General features: G+C 67.1%; 17 protein-coding genes. 2 read left to right on the forward strand and 15 right to left on the reverse strand.

From position 1 onward, the window contains the following. Nucleotides 1-20: 20 nt before the first annotated feature. From AC3FOF_RS28980 to AC3FOF_RS28990, 3 genes are all read right to left on the reverse strand, one after another. A complete protein-coding gene (locus AC3FOF_RS28980) occupies nt 21-662 on the reverse strand; it encodes a glutathione peroxidase (protein WP_276268746.1) in 642 nt (213 codons plus the stop codon). Between the two features lie 91 nt (nt 663-753). After that, nucleotides 754-2,244 (reverse strand): MDR family MFS transporter, encoded by a 1,491-nt coding sequence (locus tag AC3FOF_RS28985; protein WP_276268745.1) that lies wholly within the window; start codon nt 2,242-2,244, stop codon nt 754-756. A gap of 591 nt (nt 2,245-2,835) precedes the next feature. Next, nucleotides 2,836-3,279 (reverse strand): CBS domain-containing protein, encoded by a 444-nt coding sequence (locus tag AC3FOF_RS28990; protein WP_017229738.1) that lies wholly within the window; start codon nt 3,277-3,279, stop codon nt 2,836-2,838. Nucleotides 3,280-3,540: 261 nt separating this feature from the next. On the opposite strand from AC3FOF_RS28990, the gene AC3FOF_RS28995 reads away from it, so the two are divergent. Then, on the forward strand, nt 3,541-4,179 hold the full coding sequence (locus AC3FOF_RS28995) for a CDGSH iron-sulfur domain-containing protein (protein ID WP_488728535.1): 639 nt from the start codon (nt 3,541-3,543) through the stop codon (nt 4,177-4,179). On the opposite strand, the gene AC3FOF_RS29000 is transcribed toward AC3FOF_RS28995, so the two are convergent. Beyond that, complete coding sequence (locus tag AC3FOF_RS29000; RefSeq protein ID WP_488728536.1) at nt 4,163-4,882, reverse strand: TetR/AcrR family transcriptional regulator; 720 nt, start codon at nt 4,880-4,882, stop codon at nt 4,163-4,165. The genes AC3FOF_RS28995 and AC3FOF_RS29000 overlap by 17 nt on opposite strands. 39 nt (nt 4,883-4,921) lie before the next feature. Here AC3FOF_RS29000 and AC3FOF_RS29005 point away from each other — a divergent pair, with 39 nt between their 5' ends. Continuing rightward, a complete protein-coding gene (locus AC3FOF_RS29005; RefSeq protein ID WP_488728537.1) occupies nt 4,922-6,055 on the forward strand; it encodes a DUF2855 family protein in 1,134 nt (377 codons plus the stop codon). A gap of 114 nt (nt 6,056-6,169) precedes the next feature. Here AC3FOF_RS29005 and AC3FOF_RS29010 read toward each other — a convergent pair whose 3' ends face one another. The 11 genes from AC3FOF_RS29010 to urtE form a co-directional block, all read right to left on the reverse strand. After that, the gene (locus tag AC3FOF_RS29010) at nt 6,170-7,018 is read right to left on the reverse strand and encodes a PA4780 family RIO1-like protein kinase (RefSeq protein WP_017224659.1); all 849 of its coding nucleotides are present in this window, start codon (nt 7,016-7,018) and stop codon (nt 6,170-6,172) included. An 82-nt stretch (nt 7,019-7,100) separates the two neighbouring features. Further along, nucleotides 7,101-8,522: an ATP-dependent RNA helicase DbpA gene (dbpA, locus tag AC3FOF_RS29015; RefSeq protein ID WP_488728538.1), complete on the reverse strand. Its 1,422-nt coding sequence runs from the start codon at nt 8,520-8,522 to the stop codon at nt 7,101-7,103. A 142-nt stretch (nt 8,523-8,664) separates the two neighbouring features. Next, the gene (locus AC3FOF_RS29020; protein WP_488728539.1) at nt 8,665-9,573 is read right to left on the reverse strand and encodes a DUF72 domain-containing protein; all 909 of its coding nucleotides are present in this window, start codon (nt 9,571-9,573) and stop codon (nt 8,665-8,667) included. An 89-nt stretch (nt 9,574-9,662) separates the two neighbouring features. Next, on the reverse strand, nt 9,663-10,850 hold the full coding sequence (locus AC3FOF_RS29025; RefSeq protein WP_276268740.1) for a WD40/YVTN/BNR-like repeat-containing protein: 1,188 nt from the start codon (nt 10,848-10,850) through the stop codon (nt 9,663-9,665). 63 nt (nt 10,851-10,913) lie between these two features. Then, nucleotides 10,914-11,183: a ubiquitin family protein gene (locus tag AC3FOF_RS29030; protein WP_017225841.1), complete on the reverse strand. Its 270-nt coding sequence runs from the start codon at nt 11,181-11,183 to the stop codon at nt 10,914-10,916. Nucleotides 11,184-11,389: 206 nt separating this feature from the next. Then, complete coding sequence (locus tag AC3FOF_RS29035) at nt 11,390-12,019, reverse strand: ANTAR domain-containing response regulator (protein WP_276268739.1); 630 nt, start codon at nt 12,017-12,019, stop codon at nt 11,390-11,392. Between the two features lies 1 nt (nt 12,020). Beyond that, complete coding sequence (locus AC3FOF_RS29040; protein ID WP_017225843.1) at nt 12,021-13,175, reverse strand: transporter substrate-binding domain-containing protein; 1,155 nt, start codon at nt 13,173-13,175, stop codon at nt 12,021-12,023. A 314-nt stretch (nt 13,176-13,489) separates the two neighbouring features. Continuing rightward, nucleotides 13,490-15,493 carry a nitric oxide reductase activation protein NorD gene (locus AC3FOF_RS29045; protein ID WP_488728540.1) on the reverse strand — a complete coding sequence of 668 codons (2,004 nt, stop codon included), beginning with the start codon at nt 15,491-15,493 and terminating at the stop codon, nt 13,490-13,492. An 11-nt stretch (nt 15,494-15,504) separates the two neighbouring features. Next, nucleotides 15,505-16,347, reverse strand: coding sequence for a CbbQ/NirQ/NorQ/GpvN family protein (locus AC3FOF_RS29050; RefSeq protein ID WP_488728541.1), 843 nt, complete (start codon nt 16,345-16,347; stop codon nt 15,505-15,507). A gap of 71 nt (nt 16,348-16,418) precedes the next feature. Then, nucleotides 16,419-17,456 carry an aliphatic amidase gene (locus AC3FOF_RS29055; RefSeq protein ID WP_276268440.1) on the reverse strand — a complete coding sequence of 346 codons (1,038 nt, stop codon included), beginning with the start codon at nt 17,454-17,456 and terminating at the stop codon, nt 16,419-16,421. Nucleotides 17,457-17,495: 39 nt separating this feature from the next. Further along, nucleotides 17,496-18,185, reverse strand: coding sequence for an urea ABC transporter ATP-binding subunit UrtE (gene urtE / locus AC3FOF_RS29060; RefSeq protein ID WP_017226455.1), 690 nt, complete (start codon nt 18,183-18,185; stop codon nt 17,496-17,498). Between the last annotated feature and the right edge of the window lie 3 nt (nt 18,186-18,188).

Raw genomic sequence — 18,188 nt, forward strand, 5'->3', positions numbered from 1 at the left:
GCGCCCTGGCCCGGCGCGCTTCAGCGCGCTTCGCCCAGCAACTGCTCGATCTTGCCGACGAACTGCCGGTCGTCCGGCTTGGTCATGCTGTTGTAGCTGCCCACCACCTGGCCGTTGCGGTCGATCAGGTACTTGTAGAAATTCCACTTGGGCGTGGTGCCGGACTCCTTGGCCAGCAGCGCGTACATGGGATTGGCATCGCTGCCGCGCACATGCGACTTGCCCAGCATCGGGAATTTCACGCCGTAGGTGTTGTAGCAAAAGTCGGCGATCTGCTTGGAAGACCCCGGCTCCTGCGAGAAATCGTTGGAGGGAAAGCCCAGCACCACCAGGCCGCGCTCGCGGTACTTGGCATAGAGCGCCTCCAGCCCCTCGTACTGCGGGGTGAAGCCGCAGTAGCTGGCGGTGTTGACCACCACCACCACCTTGCCGGCGTACTGGCAGAGGTTCTGCGGCGCCTCGTCCTGCAGGCGCGGGAACTTGAAATTGAGCGAAGCCGGGCAGGCGAGCGCGGGCTTGGCGGCGGCCGGCGCCGGCTGGACGTCGGCTGCCTGCGCCAGGCGCGGCGTGGCGACGGCGGCAGCAACCGCGGCCAGGGCCAGCGCGCCGGACAGGGCGATGGGTCGCAGGGCGAGCGGAGGCTGGAAGGATGGGCGGCGCATGAACGGAACTCCGGAAGTGGTCTGACCGTAGTTTACGCCGTTGGCCGCGCCATGGATGCGGGGCCCCGGCGATGCCTGTCCCCCGTCCCGCTTACTCCATCGCCAGCGTCGCCGCGTGTTCGGTCACGCTGCTGCGCAGTTCCACGTCCGGCATGCGCCGCACGATCGTCAGGGCCAGCAAGGCAGCTACGGCGCCGAGGGTAAAGATCAGGCGAAAACCCGATTCCACGCCCCCCGTCAGCAACGCCCGTACCGCGGGCGAGAGGTGGGCCAGCGCCTCGCTGCCGTGGCGCAGCGCGCCCAGATCGAGTTGCCGGGCCAGGCCGGACGCATGCAGGGCCTTGCGGAATTCCAGCGTCAGCAAGGTGCCGGCCAACGCGCCGCCGAAGGCGCTGCCGAGCGAGCGCAGCACCAGCAGCGCGCCGGTGCCGGCACCGGTATCGCGGCGCTCCAGCACGTTCTGCACCGTCATCAGGGTACCGACCATGGTCATGCCCAGGCCCACGCCGGCCAGCATCATCGCCAGCAGCACCACGGCCAGCGGCGTCGCGGGCGAGACCGCCGCCAGCGCCATCAGGCCGAGCGCGGCAGCGATGAAGCCGCCGGTCAGGATGCCGCGCATGCGCCCCAGGCGCGGTGCCAGCCCGGCCACGATGAAGTTGCCCGCCACCGTGGAAAGCAGGAAAGGCACGACCAGCAAACCGGACTCCGAGGCATCGGCGCCGCGCACCAGCTGGAAGTGCAGCGGCAGCGCGAAGATGCACAGGAAGATATTCAGCGCCGCCAGGGCGGAAGCCGCCACGCCCAGCACATAGGCGCGGTTGCCGAACAGCCGCGGCGGCAGCATCGGATCGGCCGCGCGGCGCTCCTGCCAGACCAGCCCGGCCAGCGCCGCCACGGCGAGCAGGGCAAGGCCGGCCATTTCGGGGGAGATCCAGTCATAGACATCGCCGCCCCAGCTCATTGCCAGCAGGAAGGCCACGATGGAAACCGTCAGCAGCAGCGCCCCGCCCCAGTCCACCCGCGCCGAGCCGCCGCGCGCCTGCAGCTGGCTCAGGCCGCGATGGCACATGAACATGGCCAGCAGGCCGAGCGGCACGTTGATCCAGAACAGCCAGCGCCAGGACAGGTGGTCCGAAGTCCAGCCGCCCACCAGCGGACCGGCGATGGAAGCCACCGCCCACACGGTGGCCAGGTAACCCTGGTAGCGCCCGCGCTGCCGCGGCGCCACCACATCCGCAATGGCCGCCTGCGCCAGCGACATCAGGCCGCCGCCGCCGATGCCCTGCAGCGCACGGAACAGGATCAGCTGCTCCAGCGAAGCCGCCATCGCGCACGCCACCGAAGCCAGGATAAAGAGCCCGATCGCCAGCATCAAGAGCCGCCGCCGGCCGTAGGTATCGGACAGCTTGCCGTAGAGCGGCGTGGAAACCGTGGAAGTGATCAGGTAGGCCGTCACGATCCACGACAAATGGCCAAAGCCGTTCAGGTCATTGGCGATCGCCGGCACCGCCGGGATCACCACGGTCTGGTCCAGCGCGGCGAGCAGGATGCACAGGATGATCCCGCCGATCACGCGCATGATGGCCTGGTGGCTCAGGGCCGGCGTAGCGACGGAAGATGCGGAAGATGCGGTTGGGGCAGCAGAGGAAGACATCGGGGGGGGCGGCAGGGCACGTGAGCAAAAGCAGCCAGCGTTGCGCCCAACGGCGGACAAACCACCTTGTTTGTCAGCCTACAGCGGTGAACATGGCCACAAAATTGGATTCAGCCGAGTGAGGGCGTACCCGGTGCTGCGCGACTGGCGAAGCCTTTGCGGTGGCCCGGGGGAGGACCTAATTCAGTGAACGCATAATTATATGCGGATACCGAATATCGAGTTGCCGGCTAAGTTGGTTTTCGATGTAGCGCGGACGTTGCTTCCGAGCGAACGTGAGGGCATCTTTTGACTTCTCGCCGTTATCGCGCAGGAAGCGGATGGCAAGAAGATGGTGTGGAGCGCTGTGGTTTTTTTACTGCCGTGGCCCCGGCTCCGGCTGGCCGGGCGTACCCGTTCCAGCGGGGCCGGAGATTAGTTCTTTGACTTCAACGACTTAGCATCAATGCCAAGGACCTGGCCTGGTCCACCGCCGGTTTGCTCCCCGCTCCCGCAAACCCCGAGCGGCTCACCGGCTCACCGATGGCTGGTCCCGGTGATGTAATGCTCCAGTTGTTCGATGATGAACTTCTGCTCCGAGATAATATCCTTCACCAGGTCCCCGATCGACACCATCCCGATCAGCGTGTCCCCCTCGATCACCGGCAAATGCCGCATCCGGTGCTGCGTCATCAACGCCATGCACTCATCGGTACTTTGCTCGGCCCGGACATAAATCACCGCCGAGGTCATGATGTCCCGCACAAAGGTCTCGCGTGAGGTGCGCTGCATCAGGATCACCTTGCGCGCATAGTCCCGTTCGCTGAGGATGCCGACAATGTCGCCATGTTCGATGACGAGCAGGGCGCCTATGCTCTTCTCCGCCATCAACTGCAGCGCGGCATAAACCGTAGCGCCAGGGGAAATGCTGTAGATAGCCTGTGTCGGCTTGGATTCAAGAACCTGCCGTGCAGTCTTCATCACCCACTCCTTGTTCTGTCCCGATGGATTGCAACATGACCCGCCGCGCAAAGCGGGAGCATCCGGCAGGGCTTGTGCGCGCATCGCCGCTACCGGTAGCTTTCAGATTAGCACCAGCCGCCCGCGCCTTACAGGGTGACGCGCACGAATCTTTACAAAAAGGCCGAGCCCCCGGAAAAGCCCCCCCGCAAACCCGCGGCAGGCGCTATAAAGGAAGAGGCGCGCCGGCTCCGGCGCGCGCATTGCGCAGGAGGCCCAGCCATGGCCACCGAGTCCGTTGCCGGCAAGCGCGTCATCGTGCTCTTCGACGACAGCCGCTGCATCCACTCGCGTCACTGCGTGCTGGACCGTCCGGACGTCTTCGTGCCCGGTGTGCAGGGAGAATGGATCCACCCCGACAACGCCACCACCGACGAGATCGCCGAAATCGCGCACAACTGTCCGTCTGGCGCCATCAGCTACCAGACCCTCGACGATTCCCCGGGCGAAGCCGGCCCCCTCGTCAACGTGGTGCGTGTACTCGAAAACGGACCATTGGCGGTGCGCGCCACCATCGCCATCGACGGCCAGCCGGCCGGCTTCCGTCTCACGCTGTGCCGCTGCGGCGCCTCGCGCAACAAGCCGCTGTGCGACAGCAGCCACGCTGGCTCGGGCTTTACCGCCAGCGGCGAGCCGGCCACCGTGGCATCGGAACCGCTGGCACAGCGCGGCGGGCCGCTCGACGTCCATCCCATTCCCAACGGGCCGCTGCACGTCAAGGGCAATCTCGAAGTCATCAGCGGCACCGGCAGGACCGTCGCCCGCATGACCGAGGCCTGGCTCTGCCGTTGCGGCCAGTCAGGCAACAAGCCCTTCTGCGACGGCACGCACAAGAAGGTAGGGTTCAGGAGCGATCAGTAGCGTCAGTAGCATCGGCGGGCGGCGCGGCATCGCCCAGCCACAGCAGGCAAAGCCGTTCCATCTCCGCCACCCATGCCGCCTGCGCGGGCTCGGGCGCCTGCAGCAGCAGGCGGTAGCGGCGCGCGCCCCAGAGCGCCTGCAGCAGGCTCCGCACGGCGCCGGCCTCCGGCGCGCGCGGCAGGTCCGGGCAGGCGGCCAGCGCGCGCAGCCAGGCCCCGCACAACTCGTCGAACACGCGGCGATGGTGCCGGGTCTCGGCGATGCGCGCCTCCAGCATCAGCATGGCGTGACCGAAGCCTTCCGGCGGAGCGTCGTCCGTGCCGCAGGTCAGCCGTACCAGGCGCACGATGCGCGTGCGCCAGTCCAGCCCGGGCGCGTCCACCACCTCGGCCCCGATGCGCGCCAGCAGCAGTTCGATGGTGTGCCGCACATAGCCCGACAGCAGCGCCTCCTTGTTCGGGAAATACTCGTACAGGGTGCCTACCGAGCATCCTGCCTCCAGCGCCACCGCCCGCGTGGTCACGCCGTCCCAGCCGCGTGCCAGCCATATCCGAACAAAGGCCTCGTAAATGGCGTTCACGGTAAAGCGCGCGCGCTGCTGCGACGGGCGTTTCAACGGCCGGGCCGGCCCCGGCGCCGGCCCGGCGGCGGTGCCCGCGTTTCCGAACCCGCCAGCCGGCTTGCGGCGATACATTGGTGCCATCGACCTCGAATCGACCTCGAAGATGGAAAAGGAGACAACATGGACCACGGCAACAACCGGGACAACGCGGAACAATCGCTCCAGGTAACCCGCCTGCTGACCCGCAAGCATGCCCTAAACCAGAGCCGGCTGGAAGCGCGCCAGGAACGCACCGACGCCGCCCCCGGCGAAGTGCTGCTGAAGCTCGACCGCTTCGCCCTCACCACCAACAACGTCACCTACGCCGCCTTTGGCGACGCCATGCACTACTGGCAGTTCTTTCCCACCGGGCAAGAGGAATGGGGCCATATGCCGGTATGGGGCTTTGCCGACGTAGTGGACTCCGGCGTGCCCGGCCTGGTGCCGGGCGAGCGCTTCTATGGCTACTTCCCCATCGCCAGCCATCTGCGCATGCAGCCCGAGCGCGTGACCGCGCGCGGCTTCTACGATGGCAGCGAGCATCGCAAGACACTGACCTCGGCCTACAACCAATACACCCGCGTCAGCAACGACGCCGCCTACGCGAGCGCGCTGGAAAACTACCAGATGCTGTACCGGCCGCTGTTCATCACCTCCTTCATGCTGGCGGATTTCCTCGAAGACAACCGCTTCTTCGGCGCCAGCCGGCTGGTCGTCTCCAGCGCTTCCAGCAAGACCGCCTATGGCACCGCGTTCTGCCTGCGGGACATTCCCGGCGTCTCTCTGGCTGCCATCACCTCGGAACGCAATCGCGCCTTCGTGCAGGGGCTGGGCTGCTACCGCGAGGTGGTCACCTACGACACGCTGGAAACCCTCGCCTCCGGCGAGCCCACCCTCTACGTGGACTTCTCCGGGGACGAGGCACTGCGCGCGCGCGTGCACCATCACTTCGGTTCCGCGCTGGTGTACGACTGCTTCGCCGGCTCGGCGCAGAACACCGGCTTCCTGCGCGACACCGGGCTGCCCGGGCCCAGACCCGAGTTCTATTTCGCGCCGGTGCAGATCCGCAAGCGCAATGCGGACTGGGGGCCGGAAGGCGTGAACCAGCGCTTCAACGCCGCGCAGCGCGCGTTTATCGATTATGTGAAAACGCCGGAAAACGGCTGGCTGACACTGATCGAAGAGCAGGGCTTCGGTGCGGCGCAGGAGCGCATTGCCAGCCTGGTGGCGGGAGCGAGCGAGCCAAAGGCGGGCTATGTGGTGCGCTTGCCCTGATGCGGCCCTGACGCGCAGGTGGCGTGGGGCTGACGCAGGGAAGCGCGGCGGGCGAGGGAGGCACGCGCGCAGTGCCGCCTCGCCCGGCGGCTTCAACGCCCCATCAACGCCCGCTCACTCCGCGCTCAGCAGATACCGCTGCCGCGCCTCTTCCTCCAGGCGCACGTCTTCCACTTCCTGCAGCACGGCTTCCACGTCCACCGGCGTGTCGTCCACCGCCACGCGCCCCGTCAGCTTCACGCCGGGATGCAGCAGGCCGGCCTGGTAAAGCGCCCAGATCTCCTTGCCGTACTGGGTACCGTTGAGCTGCGGCGCGAACTGGCCGAAGTAGAACGCGAGGTTATCCACGTCGCGCTCCAGCATCGCGCTGGCGTCGTTGTTGCCGGCGGCGTCCACCGCCTGCGGCAGGTCGATGATGACCGGCCCTTCGGCGTCCACCAGGATATTGAATTCGGACAGGTCGCCGTGCACCACGCCGGCGCACAGCATCAGGATCACCTGCCCGATCAGCGCCGCGTGGAACTGCAGCGCCAGTTCCTCGCTCAGCGCCACATCGTTCAGGCGCGGCGCGGCGTTGCCGCCGGCATCCACCACCAGCTCCATCAGCAGCACGCCCTCGAAGCACAGATGGGGCCTGGGCACCCGCACGCCGGCGGCGGCAAGACGGTACAAGGCATCCACCTCGGCGTTGTGCCAGGCTTCTTCCGCCACCTTGCGCCCGTAGCGCGTGCCTTTCTCCATGGCGCGCGCCTGCCGGCTGTTCTTGACCTTGCGGCCTTCCTGGTAAGTGGCGGCCTGGCGGAAGCTGCGCTGCGCGGCATCCTTGTAGACCTTCGCGCAGCGAATCTCTTCGCCGCAGCGCACTACGTAGACGGTGGCTTCCTTGCCGCTCATCAACTGGCGCAGCACTTCATCGACCAGGCCGTCTTCGACCAGCGGCAGCAGCCGCTTCGGGGTCTTCACGGGGACACGCGGCGATGGCCTTGCGCCATCCCGCCCCGCACGCCGTCCTCGCGCATCGGGTACCGCAGCGTCGCGGCCACCGTTATTCCGTCAGCATGCGCACTTTCACGCGCTTGCCCTTGACCTTGCCGTCGTTCAGCTTGCGCACCGCTTCGCGCCCGATGGCGCGCTGGACCGCCACGTAGGTGGACATCTCCATCACGTTGATCTTGCCGATCTGGTCCTTGGCGTAGCCCGCGTCGCCGGTGAGCGCGCCGAGGATGTCGCCCGGGCGCATCTTCTCCTTGCGCCCGCCGAGGATCTGCAGCGTCACCATGGGGGGCAGCAGGCGTTCGTTGCTGGCCGGCGCCAGCGCGGACAGGGGCTGCCATTCCATCTCGGCGCTCATGGCCTGCTCGATATTGCCCACGCGGCCCATCTCGTTCATGCTGGCCAGGCTGAGCGCCCAGCCGTCCTGGTCGGCGCGGCCGGTGCGGCCGATGCGGTGGACGTAGACCTCGGGATCCGGCGTGACGTCGACATTGATCACCGCCTCCAGCTGGGCGATGTCGAGCCCGCGCGCGGCCACGTCGGTGGCGACCAGCACCGAGCAGCTGCGGTTGGCGAACTGCACCAGCACCTGGTCGCGCTCGCGCTGCTCCAGCTCGCCGTGCAGCGCCAGGGCTTCGAAGCCTTGCGCGCGCAGCAGTTCCACCAGGTCGCGGCAGCGCGCCTTGGTGTTGCAGAAGGCCAGCGTGCTGACCGGGCGGAAATGGTTGAGCAGCAGGCCCACGGCATTGAGGCGCTCGCTGTCGTCCACCTCGTAGAAGCGCTGGCGGATCTTGCTGTCGTCATGCTGCTCCTCCAGCTTGATCTCGCGCGGCTTGCGCAGGAACTGCTGGCTGAGCCTGGCGATGCCGTCAGGATAGGTGGCCGAGAACAGCAGCGTCTGGCGCTCCTTGGGGCAGTGGCTCGCCACATAGGCGATGTCGTCGAAGAAGCCCATGTCGAGCATGCGGTCCGCTTCGTCCAGCACCAGGGTGTTCAGCGCATCCAGGTGCAGCGTACCGCGCTCCAGGTGATCCATGATGCGGCCGGGCGTGCCCACGGCGATATGTGCGCCATGCGCCAGGCTGTCGGCCTGCGGGCGCATCGGCGAGCCGCCGCACAGGGTCAGGATCTTGATGTTTTCTTCCGCGCGCGCCAGGCGGCGGATTTCCTGCGTGACCTGCTCGGCCAGCTCCCGCGTGGGGCACAGCACCAGCGCCTGCACGTCGAAGCGGCGCGCATCCAGGCGGTTCAGCAGCGCCAGCGCGAAGGCGGCGGTCTTGCCGCTGCCGGTCTTGGCCTGCGCGATCAGGTCCTGGCCGGCCAGCGCGATCGGCAGGCTGGCCGCCTGGATCGGGGTCATGGTCTGGTAGCCGAGCTGCTCCAGGGTCGCCAGCGTAGCGGGCGAAAGGGGCAGTTTGGAGAAAGAGGCGCCGGCAGCGGCGGGCGCTGCGGATTGGGTAGGGCTTGAGGTCATGCCGGATTATAGCGGGATGGCGGTGACGAACGAGCCGGGACGCTGGCGGCGCAGCGGCAGGTACGGCGGGATGGCGCGGCAAACCGCCACGGGGGGCCGTTGCAGGGGAATCCTGCCATCCCCGCCGCCCCCCGGGCGCCGCTCATCCCGCCTTGCGGCCGGCATCCCACGGCGGCGCCTGCCACCCCAGCCGCGCCAGCAACGCCCCCGCCGCCGCCGGCGCGCGCTCCTTGGCGCCGTTGATAAAGAACACAAAAACCTCGCGCTTGCGCTTTGCCGCCGCCTTGCCGTCCACCCGCGGCAGATCCTCGGGCATGCCGCCCGCCGCCCAGGTCCTCACCCGCTCGCCCCACGCATCGAGCGCCTCCGGCGCGTAGCCGGTGGCCAGCGTTTCGCTGCTGCACATCAGCCGCGCGTAGACCAGGTCCGCGGTGAGATCGGCGAAGGAGGGAAACTTGTCCGCATCGGTAAAGACGGTGGCCGCCCCATATTTGCGTGCGAGCGTGAGAAAGTCCGGTGTCATGAAGCTTGCGTGACGCACCTCGAGCACATGGCGCAGCGAGCGGCCCTCGACCGACGCCGGCAACAGCGCCAGGAAGGCCTCGAAATCCTCGGCATCGAACTGCTTGGTGGGCGCGAACTGCCAGACCACCGGGCCAAGCTTGTCGCCCAGCTCGGCAATGCCGCTGCCGAGAAAGCGCTCGATCGATTCGCCGGATTCCGCCAGTACGCGGCGATTGGTGGCAAAACGCGACGCCTTGAGCGAGAACACGAAGCCGTCGGGCGCCTCGTCGCGCCATTTGGCGAAGGACGTGCGCTTCTGGGTGCCGTGATAGGTGCTGTTGATCTCGATCGCGGTGAGCTGCCGGCTGGCGTATTCGAGTTCGCGGCTTTGCGCCAGCTTGGCCGGATAGAAGTTGTCGCGCCACGGGGCAAAGTTCCAGCCGCCTATGCCTACCCGGGCGATGGCGGCCGCGCCGGCGGGCTTTCGGGTCCTGGCCGCTGCGGCCGTGGTGGCCGCGCCGCTCTTCTTTGCACTGGCTTCTGTCATGCGTTCTCGTCCTTATCGGCTGGTCGGGATTCGGGATGATCCGGAATGATTCGGGATGAGTTGGGAATCAGGGAACACGCCTGCACAACTCAGGCAAAGCGCACGCAATAGACCGGCGGCAGATGCGCCGAGACCATGCGCCAACGCTCCCCGCCATTCTCCGATATCCACAGGCCGCCGGTGGTGGAACCCATGGCGAGACGCTCGCCGCTGTCGTCCACTGCCAGTCCATGCCGGTAGATCAGGTCGTAAGCCGGCGCCGCGGGCAGGCCATCGGAGAATGCCTCGAAGCTGTGCCCGCCATCGCGCGTGCGCGTGACAACCAGCTGGCCGCCCACCGGCACGCGGCATTCGTCCTTCACCGCCGGCACGAACCACGCGGTATTGGGCCGGCGCGGATGCGCCGCCACGGCAAAGCCGAAGCTCGACGGCTGCGCCTGCAGGCGTTGCCAGCGCATGCCGCCATCCCCCGAGCGGAAGATACCGTTATGGTGCTGCACCCACATGGCATGCGGATGCGCGGTGCATTGCGCCAGGCGGTGCGGGTCCTGGATATTGGCGTCCTCGCGCCGCTCCGGCGGCATGTAGTCCGCCACCATGCCACTGGTGGTGCAGGTCCAGTTCCCGCCCCCGTCCCGGGTCTGCCAGACGCCGCCGCAGGATACGGCTACCGTGACGTGACGGCTGTCGTGCGGATCCACGCAGATGGAGTGGATGCCGGGCGCATCGTAGCCGCCGCCGAACCACTCGCCGCGCTCGGGCCGGTCCCACAGCGGCCGGTTGAGCGCCCAGCTGGCGCCGCCGTCGCCGGAGCGGAACAGCCCGCCCGGCAGGGTGCCGGCCCACAGCACGCCCGGCTCGTCCGCACCGCCGGCTTCCAGCGACCAGATCTGCTGCAACGACCACGGCACCGGGGGCGGCCGGCCGGATTGGGGTTCCGCCGGCGCCGTAGCCCCGGCGGCATTCCCTTCGGTTTGCGCAGCGGCGGGTACGCCGGATAGCGTGGCACCGCCGCTGGAATCCGCCTCCGGCTGCGGCGGATAGACCGGCACCGCGCAGGCCTCCCACGCCGCATCGTGCGCCCGGCGCCGCCAGAGCTTGACGCCGAAATGCCCGAGGTTGAGTGCCGCATACACGGCCCCGTCGCGCGCATCGGCCAGCGCCATGCTGACCGGCTCGCCCAGGAAATGCACCGACTCGGTCTGCCATGCTCCGGCGCTGTCGCGCCGCAACATGAACAGGCCCTTCCTGGTGCCAACGAGAAGCTGGTCGCTCATGCTGAACTCCTGTGCTCATCCACATCCGCTTCAGGCATGTCCCATGCAGCCCGCCGGTCGCCGTCAACCGCCGGATAGCGCCTGCACCACATAGATCTGGCTGCAGGCGCCCACGCGGTCACTCATGTGCCGGCGGTCGAGAATGGCGGAGCCATCGACGAACACCGCCAGATGCCGGCGCAACTGGCCCTGGTCGTCCAGGATATAGCCGCGCAGTTCCGGCTGCGCGATAAAAGCCTGTTCCAGCGCGGCGCCCACCGTGGCCGCGGATACTTCGCGCTCGGGGCTCGGGATATGGCGCTGGATGGCGGAGGCAAAGACGAGACGGGTCATGGCGGGTGGCCTGGCTGCGGACGGAAAATGCGAACGTCTTGCAGTTTAGGAAATCCTGCGGGGAATGCGTGTCCGGTTGCACTTTTTCGGCCTCGGCGGATTTCCGGGCGCGCGCGCAGCGCCGCATTGCGGTGCAGCAGGCTGCCGGCAATCAGGAAGCCCGCCCGGCCAAGCGGCCCGCGCGGGCACGCTGCGCCGCGCAGCCGCTAGCGCTTGCCCAACGACAGGATCTCGTTGGCATTGATGATGGCCGCCGCGATCTCCTCCGTGGTGACGCGCTTGCTCATGGCCTGGTCGCGGATCAGGTCATAGGCGGCGCCGTCGCTGATCTGGCGCGTGCGCATCAGGATGCCCTTGGCTTCGGCGATGCGCCGCACGCCCAGCAGCTTGCCCTCCAGCTTGCGCACCTTGCGTACATGCGACTTGATCTCGCCATGTACCTGCCGCGCGACGACCAGGGCGGACAGCAGGCCGAACGAGCGCACCGGCGACGGCAGCACCGCCTGCGAGCCGATATGCAGCACCGTCTCCACGATCGTCGGATTCTCGTAGGTGACGACCGCGATGATGGTCGGCACCTCCTCCGCCTTGAGCCACTCGAAGCCCACGTCGATGCTGTCGGGGCGGACCGCCAGGAAGATCACGTCGACCCCTTCGGGCAGGGTGGGAAGCGGCGGCCAGAACGCCTGCACCTGGCACCCGATCCGCTGCAACTGCTGGGTCAGCTGCTTGCCATCGGCATCGTCCGGATGAAACACCAGCACCCGCAGCGTGCGCAGGTCCTTCAAGAGTGCGGGCGTTGCCCGGATAGTCCGCCTTTGGCTGCCACCTTCCACGTCAAAGCTCCAGCGTACTCAGGGTGGTGGTCCAGTCGCCCAGCGAATGCGTGACGAGATAGGGATCGGGATGGACCGGACGCGTGGCTTCGCGCACGATGGTGAACTGGCCCTTCGAGTTGGCCACCCCGATGCGGGGATAAAGACAGGTGTGGTGATTGGACGGCTCGATGCGCACACGGCCCTGCGGCGCTTCGAACTCGCTGCCGAGTATGTGCGGCATGATGTTCACGATTTCATCGTCGCCCGCCTGGGAAAATGCGTTGGCAAAGATATGCACCTGGAAATAGGCCGCCTCCCAGCACAGGTTCGGCACCGAATCCTCCCCGAACCTGCGGCGCAGACGTTCGAGGCAACGCAGATTGGCATCGGACTGGATCGACTGGAAGTACGGAGCGGCCGTGAAATGCCCCGTGGCCACATCGGCGCCCATCTGCCTGATCTCCGCCTCGGAAGTGGTCAGGCTGGCGATCGGCATGGTCTTCGGATCCAGCCCCGCATCGGCGTAGGCGCGATAGAGGCTGGCGGTCGAGTCGCCCACCACCGTGGAAAAGATGAAGTCCGGCCGCTTGTCGAGGATATCCGCGATGATCGGCCTGAAATCCTTCTCCGTGGCATCGAGCGGCACATAGCGCTCGCCGACCTTGTCGCTGTCCTGCCGCTGCAGCACAAGCTCGCCCATGATGCGGTTCGACTCATAGGGATAGATATAGTCGGAACCGATCAGGTACACCCGCGCGCCGAAATTGGCGGTCATGAACTCGGCAAGCTGAACGCTGTTCTGGTTCGGCGCGGCGCCCGTGTAGATGATGTTGTTCGAGAACTCGAAGCCCTCGTACAAGGTCGGGTAGAACAGGATCCTGTTCCACTTCTCGACGACCGGAAGCACGGCCTTGCGGCTGCTGGACATATAGCAGCCGAAGATGACGTTGACCTTGTCATGGACGATGAGCCGTTCCGCCATCTGCGCATAGACCGCCGGCGACGAGCATGCGTCGTAGACGACCGGCACGATCTCGCGCCCGTCGATCCCGCCCGCGTCGTTCACCTCCTGGATGGCAAGCAGCGTGCCTTGCAGCTGCGACCGCCCGATGGTGGAAGTCACCCCGGTTTCGGAAAACAGCACGCCAATGCGGATCGGGTCCTTATTCGCCACGGCGCACACTCCTTCGCAGACTTGGCCCGCGCCGGGCGCAACGCAGGCCGGTTTCGATCCCGACTGAAGGTACTGGCAAAGACATGCTCGAAAACATCCCTGTAGGTAGCGATGCCGCCGGTGCAACATCGCGATGATCACCGTGGCCTCGATCGCGCCAGCGGCTCCCTGCCGGATCCGGCCGGCAACAGCAGGGAGGGCGGGCGGCAACCCGTGGTTTCAGCGCCCGATTCTACTCCAAAGGCGTTCGGACGCAGGCGCGTGGACACGGCGAAAAAACAGGTTTCCAAGGCAGTTCTCCCGATCTGGCGCGGCTATGCCGCGGCAAGCCTCGCATATAGCGCGGCCAGTTGCGCGGGCAATGCCGCAGGTTCGCTGGCGATGCGGAAATTGCCATGGCCCAGGATCGTGCGCATGTAGGCGGCCGCGCCGGGGTCGACGGCAATGCCGTAGCTGGCCACGCCTGCCCGCCAGCCGTCGTGGACGGCGGCCTGCGCGTCCCGGATCAGGTAGTCATGGTCGAACACATCCACATCGGAGGGCGCGCCGTCGGTGATGACGATGATGGCGCGGTGGTCGCCCGGCTCGCCGCGCAGGCAATTGCCCGCATGGCGCAGGGCGGCTCCCATGCGCGTCGAGTACTGCCCCGTCAGCGACCAGATCGCACGCTCGCCCGCATCGTCGAAGGCCGCCCCGAAATCGAGCAGGCGATAATAGTTCACGGACGCGCGCGTATCCGACGAAAAGCCGTGCACCGCGATGCGGTGACCGCTGGCGCTCGCCGCGCGCGCCAGCACGATGGCGGCCTCCTTCTCCATATCGAGAACCGAGCGCTGCGCCCCCGGCACCACGTCGTTGGTCGACGCGGAGACATCCAGCAGCAGCAGGATGCTCGATACGCGCGCCTTGCTCGCGGGACGGATGAACAGCCTGGGCTCCGGGGCGAGATCGAGCCTGCGCTCGACCGCCAGTTCGATGGCCGCATCGAGATCCAGCGTCTCCCCCTCGAGCTGGCGGCGCAGGCGCGCATCGCGGCTGAGATGCCGGCGGCGCGCAAGCGTCAGGACCGCCAGCGCCCGGGCCTGCGGCGGCGCAGCACCGGCGGCACGCGCGGGCGCGGCGAAGGACCGCTCGATGACCGTGCACCAGTCGCTGCGCGACCGCGCCAGGCGGTAGTCCCACTCCGGATACAACGCCCGCCGCAACTCGACCGCGGTCACCGCTACCGGCTCCTGCGCGTCCCGCTTGTCGTCATGGCACGCCTCCTGCGGCGCCGCCTGGAAGGCGGCATGAGACTGCACCTCCAGCTCCTGGGCCTGCGGCGGCGTCTCCGGGTTGCCGTAGTCCCAGAGATAGGCATTGTCGTCGCGGTAGGCTGCCGGCACGGCATATTGCTGCGGATGAAAGCGAACCCGCATCTGCCCCAGGTCGTTGGCCAGGACCGAGGCCACCCGCCGGCATGCCGCATAGTCGCCCTGCTCGTCGCCGAGGGCTTCAAACAGCGTGCGCGCCTTGTTCACCCAGTAGTTGTCGTCCTGGTAGGCCGGCTCCATCAGGGCCAGGCTCATCCGCGATATCAAGGCCGCAAAACCCAGCCCATGGGCCTGCAGGTTTTGCTCCAGCAAAGGGACAAACCAGGCCCGCGTGCCGGGGCAGTCGCGCACCAGCAGGCGCTCCACGCGCGCGTCCTCCACCGCGGCGACCACCGCCAGGCTCATGGGCTTGAGCGCCTCGACGGGCAAAGCCGCTGGCGAGTAGCGCAGATGGGCGACGGCATGCGCGACCGCGGCGCGGTAAAGCTGGTAGCGGTCCGGCGCGTCCAGCGATGTGTAGTCGTCGGGCAGCAGCAGGTAGCCGTTCGCCAGGACCGGCCTGAGCGGTGCGGCATGCAGCGCGAACTGGCTCCGTGGCTGGATATGCATACGCCGCCCTGACAGGCCTTCCAGCAACAGCGTCAGCGACGGCATTGCCGACGACAGGTCGCCGGCGCCCGCCTCGGCATGGAATGCCGCGATCGCCCGGGCATCTTCCAGCCGGAAATACTGCTCGCGCCTGGCCGGCTCGTTGGGATACAGCCGCATGCCGGTCAGCACCCAGCGTCCGAAGGCGTCGCCGGAGAGCCGGGCCAGCAGCGTCTCCAGGCGCGCACCGGCCGCACGCGCGCAGGCGGGATCTTCATCGTCCAGCGCCGCCAGCCAGCGCCCGGCCACGTCTCTTTGCCCGCTTTCGCCCGCGATGGCATCCGCGGCAGGCATCGGAACGGATCGGTCGAGCACGCCGCCGGCATGGCCGGCCTCCGGAGGAAAGCCCGAACGCATGGCGGCCGCCCTCACGTGAAGTACGCCTCGACGAAGCCGCGCAGCGCCAGGGCGATGTCCGGGTCGTCGGTCAGTGCCTGCGTCATCGTCATCTCGCAGCTCTGCCGTGGCGCGACGCCCGCGCCGATCAGCACGGCCGCGTAGATCAGCATCCGGGTCGAGACGCCCTCGTCCAGTCCGCGGTGCTTCAGCGCGCGGGACCGGTGCGCGATATCGACCAGCCGCGCCGCCAGCGCCATCGGCACCCGGGCCTCCCCGGCGACGATGGCGGCTTCGGCCTCCTGCTCCGGATAGTCGAACTGCATGGCCACGAAGCGCTGCCGGGTCGACGGCTTCATGTCCTTGGAGCGGCTCTGGTAGCCGGGATTGTAGGACACCACCAACTGGAAATCCGGATGCGCGTGCACGATCTCGCCCTTCTTGTCGAGCGGCAGGATACGGCGTGCATCGGTCAGGGGATGGATGACCACCGTCGTATCCTGCCTCGCCTCGACGACTTCATCGAGGTAGCAGATCGCGCCATGGCGCACGGCCGTGGTCAGCGGGCCATCGTGCCAGGTGGTGCCCTGCGCATCCAGCAGGTAGCGCCCGATCAGGTCGGAAGCCGTCATGTCTTCATTGCAGGCCACGGTGATCAGCGGCTTGCGCAGCTTCCAGGCCATATGCTCGATGAACCGCGTCTTCCCGCAGCCGGTGGGCCCCTTCAGGACCATCGGCAGCCGGTGGGCATACGCGTGCCCGAACCAGGCGATCTCGTCGCCGGACGATTGGTAGAAGGGTTCGTCTTCTATCCGGTACGCGTCGATAGGAGACGAGCCATGCGAGGCGTGATGCAAGGAGGTGTGGGAGGACACGTCGTGGGAATCCTTTATCGTGGCGGCGGCCGGCGCGCCCGGCGCCGGCCGCCTTGCCGGGCGTGCAGCCGTTAGCGGTGGGCCGCCGCTTCATGCGGAATGCCCTCGATCGGGCACTCCGGCGTGCCCAGCGTGGAACGGGTCAGCGACTCGACCATCTTGCGCGTGCCGTCGGGATCGTTGATCCACTTGCCATAGAATTCAAACGGGCAAGCGGCCACGCCCTGGACGCCTTCCCCGGAGTTGAGCTTGCCGGTGTAGCCGCGATGCAGCAACTTGAACAGATGATTGTTCGATTGCATGTTCTTGCGTGCATCGCGGATCAGGCTGACGGAGAATTCCCCGTACTGGATGCCCATCTCCTCGGTGCCGCACTCGCCCAGCGCGCGCCCGTCGAACCCGATCAGCGACGAGCCGCCGAAGTAGGAATACACCCCGTCGAAGCCCGTCGCATTGGCGACCGCCACATAGGCATTGTTCATCCAGGCCATGGTCTTGGCCACCATCGCCTGCTGCTCCTTGGCCGGATACATATAGCCCTGGCAGCGCACGATCAGCTCGGCGCCGCGCATGGCGCAGTCGCGCCAGATCTCGGGGTAGTTGCCGTCGTCGCAGATGATCAGGCTGATCTTCATGCCCTTCGGCCCTTCCGAGACATAGGTGCAGTCGCCCGGATACCAGCCCTCGATGGGCGCCCACGGCATGATCTTGCGGTACTTCTGCACGATCTCGCCCTGGTTGTTCATCAGGATGAGCGTGTTGTACGGCGCCTTATCGGGGTGCTCCTCGTGGCGCTCGCCGGTGAGCGAGAACACGCCCCAGACGTTGGCCTTGCGGCATGCCGCGGCGAAGATCTCGGTTTCGGCGCCCGGGATCTCCGATGCCGTCTCGTACATCTCGCGGGCGTCGTACATGATGCCGTGCGTCGAGTATTCCGGGAACACCACCAGGTCCATGCCCGGCAGGCCCTGCTTCATGCCGACCAGCATGTCCGCGATCTTGCGCGCGTTGTCGATCACCTCGGCCTTGGTATGCAGCCGCGGCATCTTGTAGTTGACCACCGCTACGCCGACGCAATCGCTGGTGCTGCCGATATCTCCGTGTCTCATTGCAATACTCCTGTCCAGTGTGTGGGGAGGGGGAAAAATTCATACCGTCAGGAATGACCTGACCTTGTCCTGGTCGAGAGTGGCGCGCGCCTCTTCGTGCACGATCCTGCCGCCGTCGATGACGAGGAAACGATCGGCCAGATCGAGCGCGAAGCTGAGGACCTGCTCGGATACGACGATGGCGAACTGCCGCTCCTTGCGCAGGAGGTTGAGCGTGCGGGCGATGTCCTTGATGATCGACGGCTGGATGCCCTCGGTCGGCTCGTCCAGGATCAGCACCTTGGGATCGGACACCAGCGCGCGCGCGATCGCCAGCATCTGCTGCTGCCCGCCGGACAGGTTGCCGCCCTTGCGGGATTTCATCTCGTCCAGCACCGGGAAGCAGCGATAGATATAGTCGGGCACGGCGCGATACCCGGAATACTCGGTGCCGGTCAGGATGTTCTGCTCCACGGTCAATTGCGGAAAGATCATCCGGCCCTGCGGCACGAACGCGAGGCCCTGCCGCACCCGCTCGTATCCCCGCGCATCGGCAAGCTCCCTGCCGTTCAGCCGGATACTCCCGGACCTGGCAGGCAGCATGCCGATCAGCGCCTTGAGCAAGGTGGTCTTGCCCATGCCGTTGCGCCCCATGACGGCGACGGACTCCTGCTCCCGCACCGAGAACGAGATGTCCTTGATGACGTGCGATTCACGGTAGGCAACGTTCAAACGGCTGACTTCAAGCATGGC

It is taken from the genome of Cupriavidus sp. 96C5-1 (assembly GCF_057798855.1).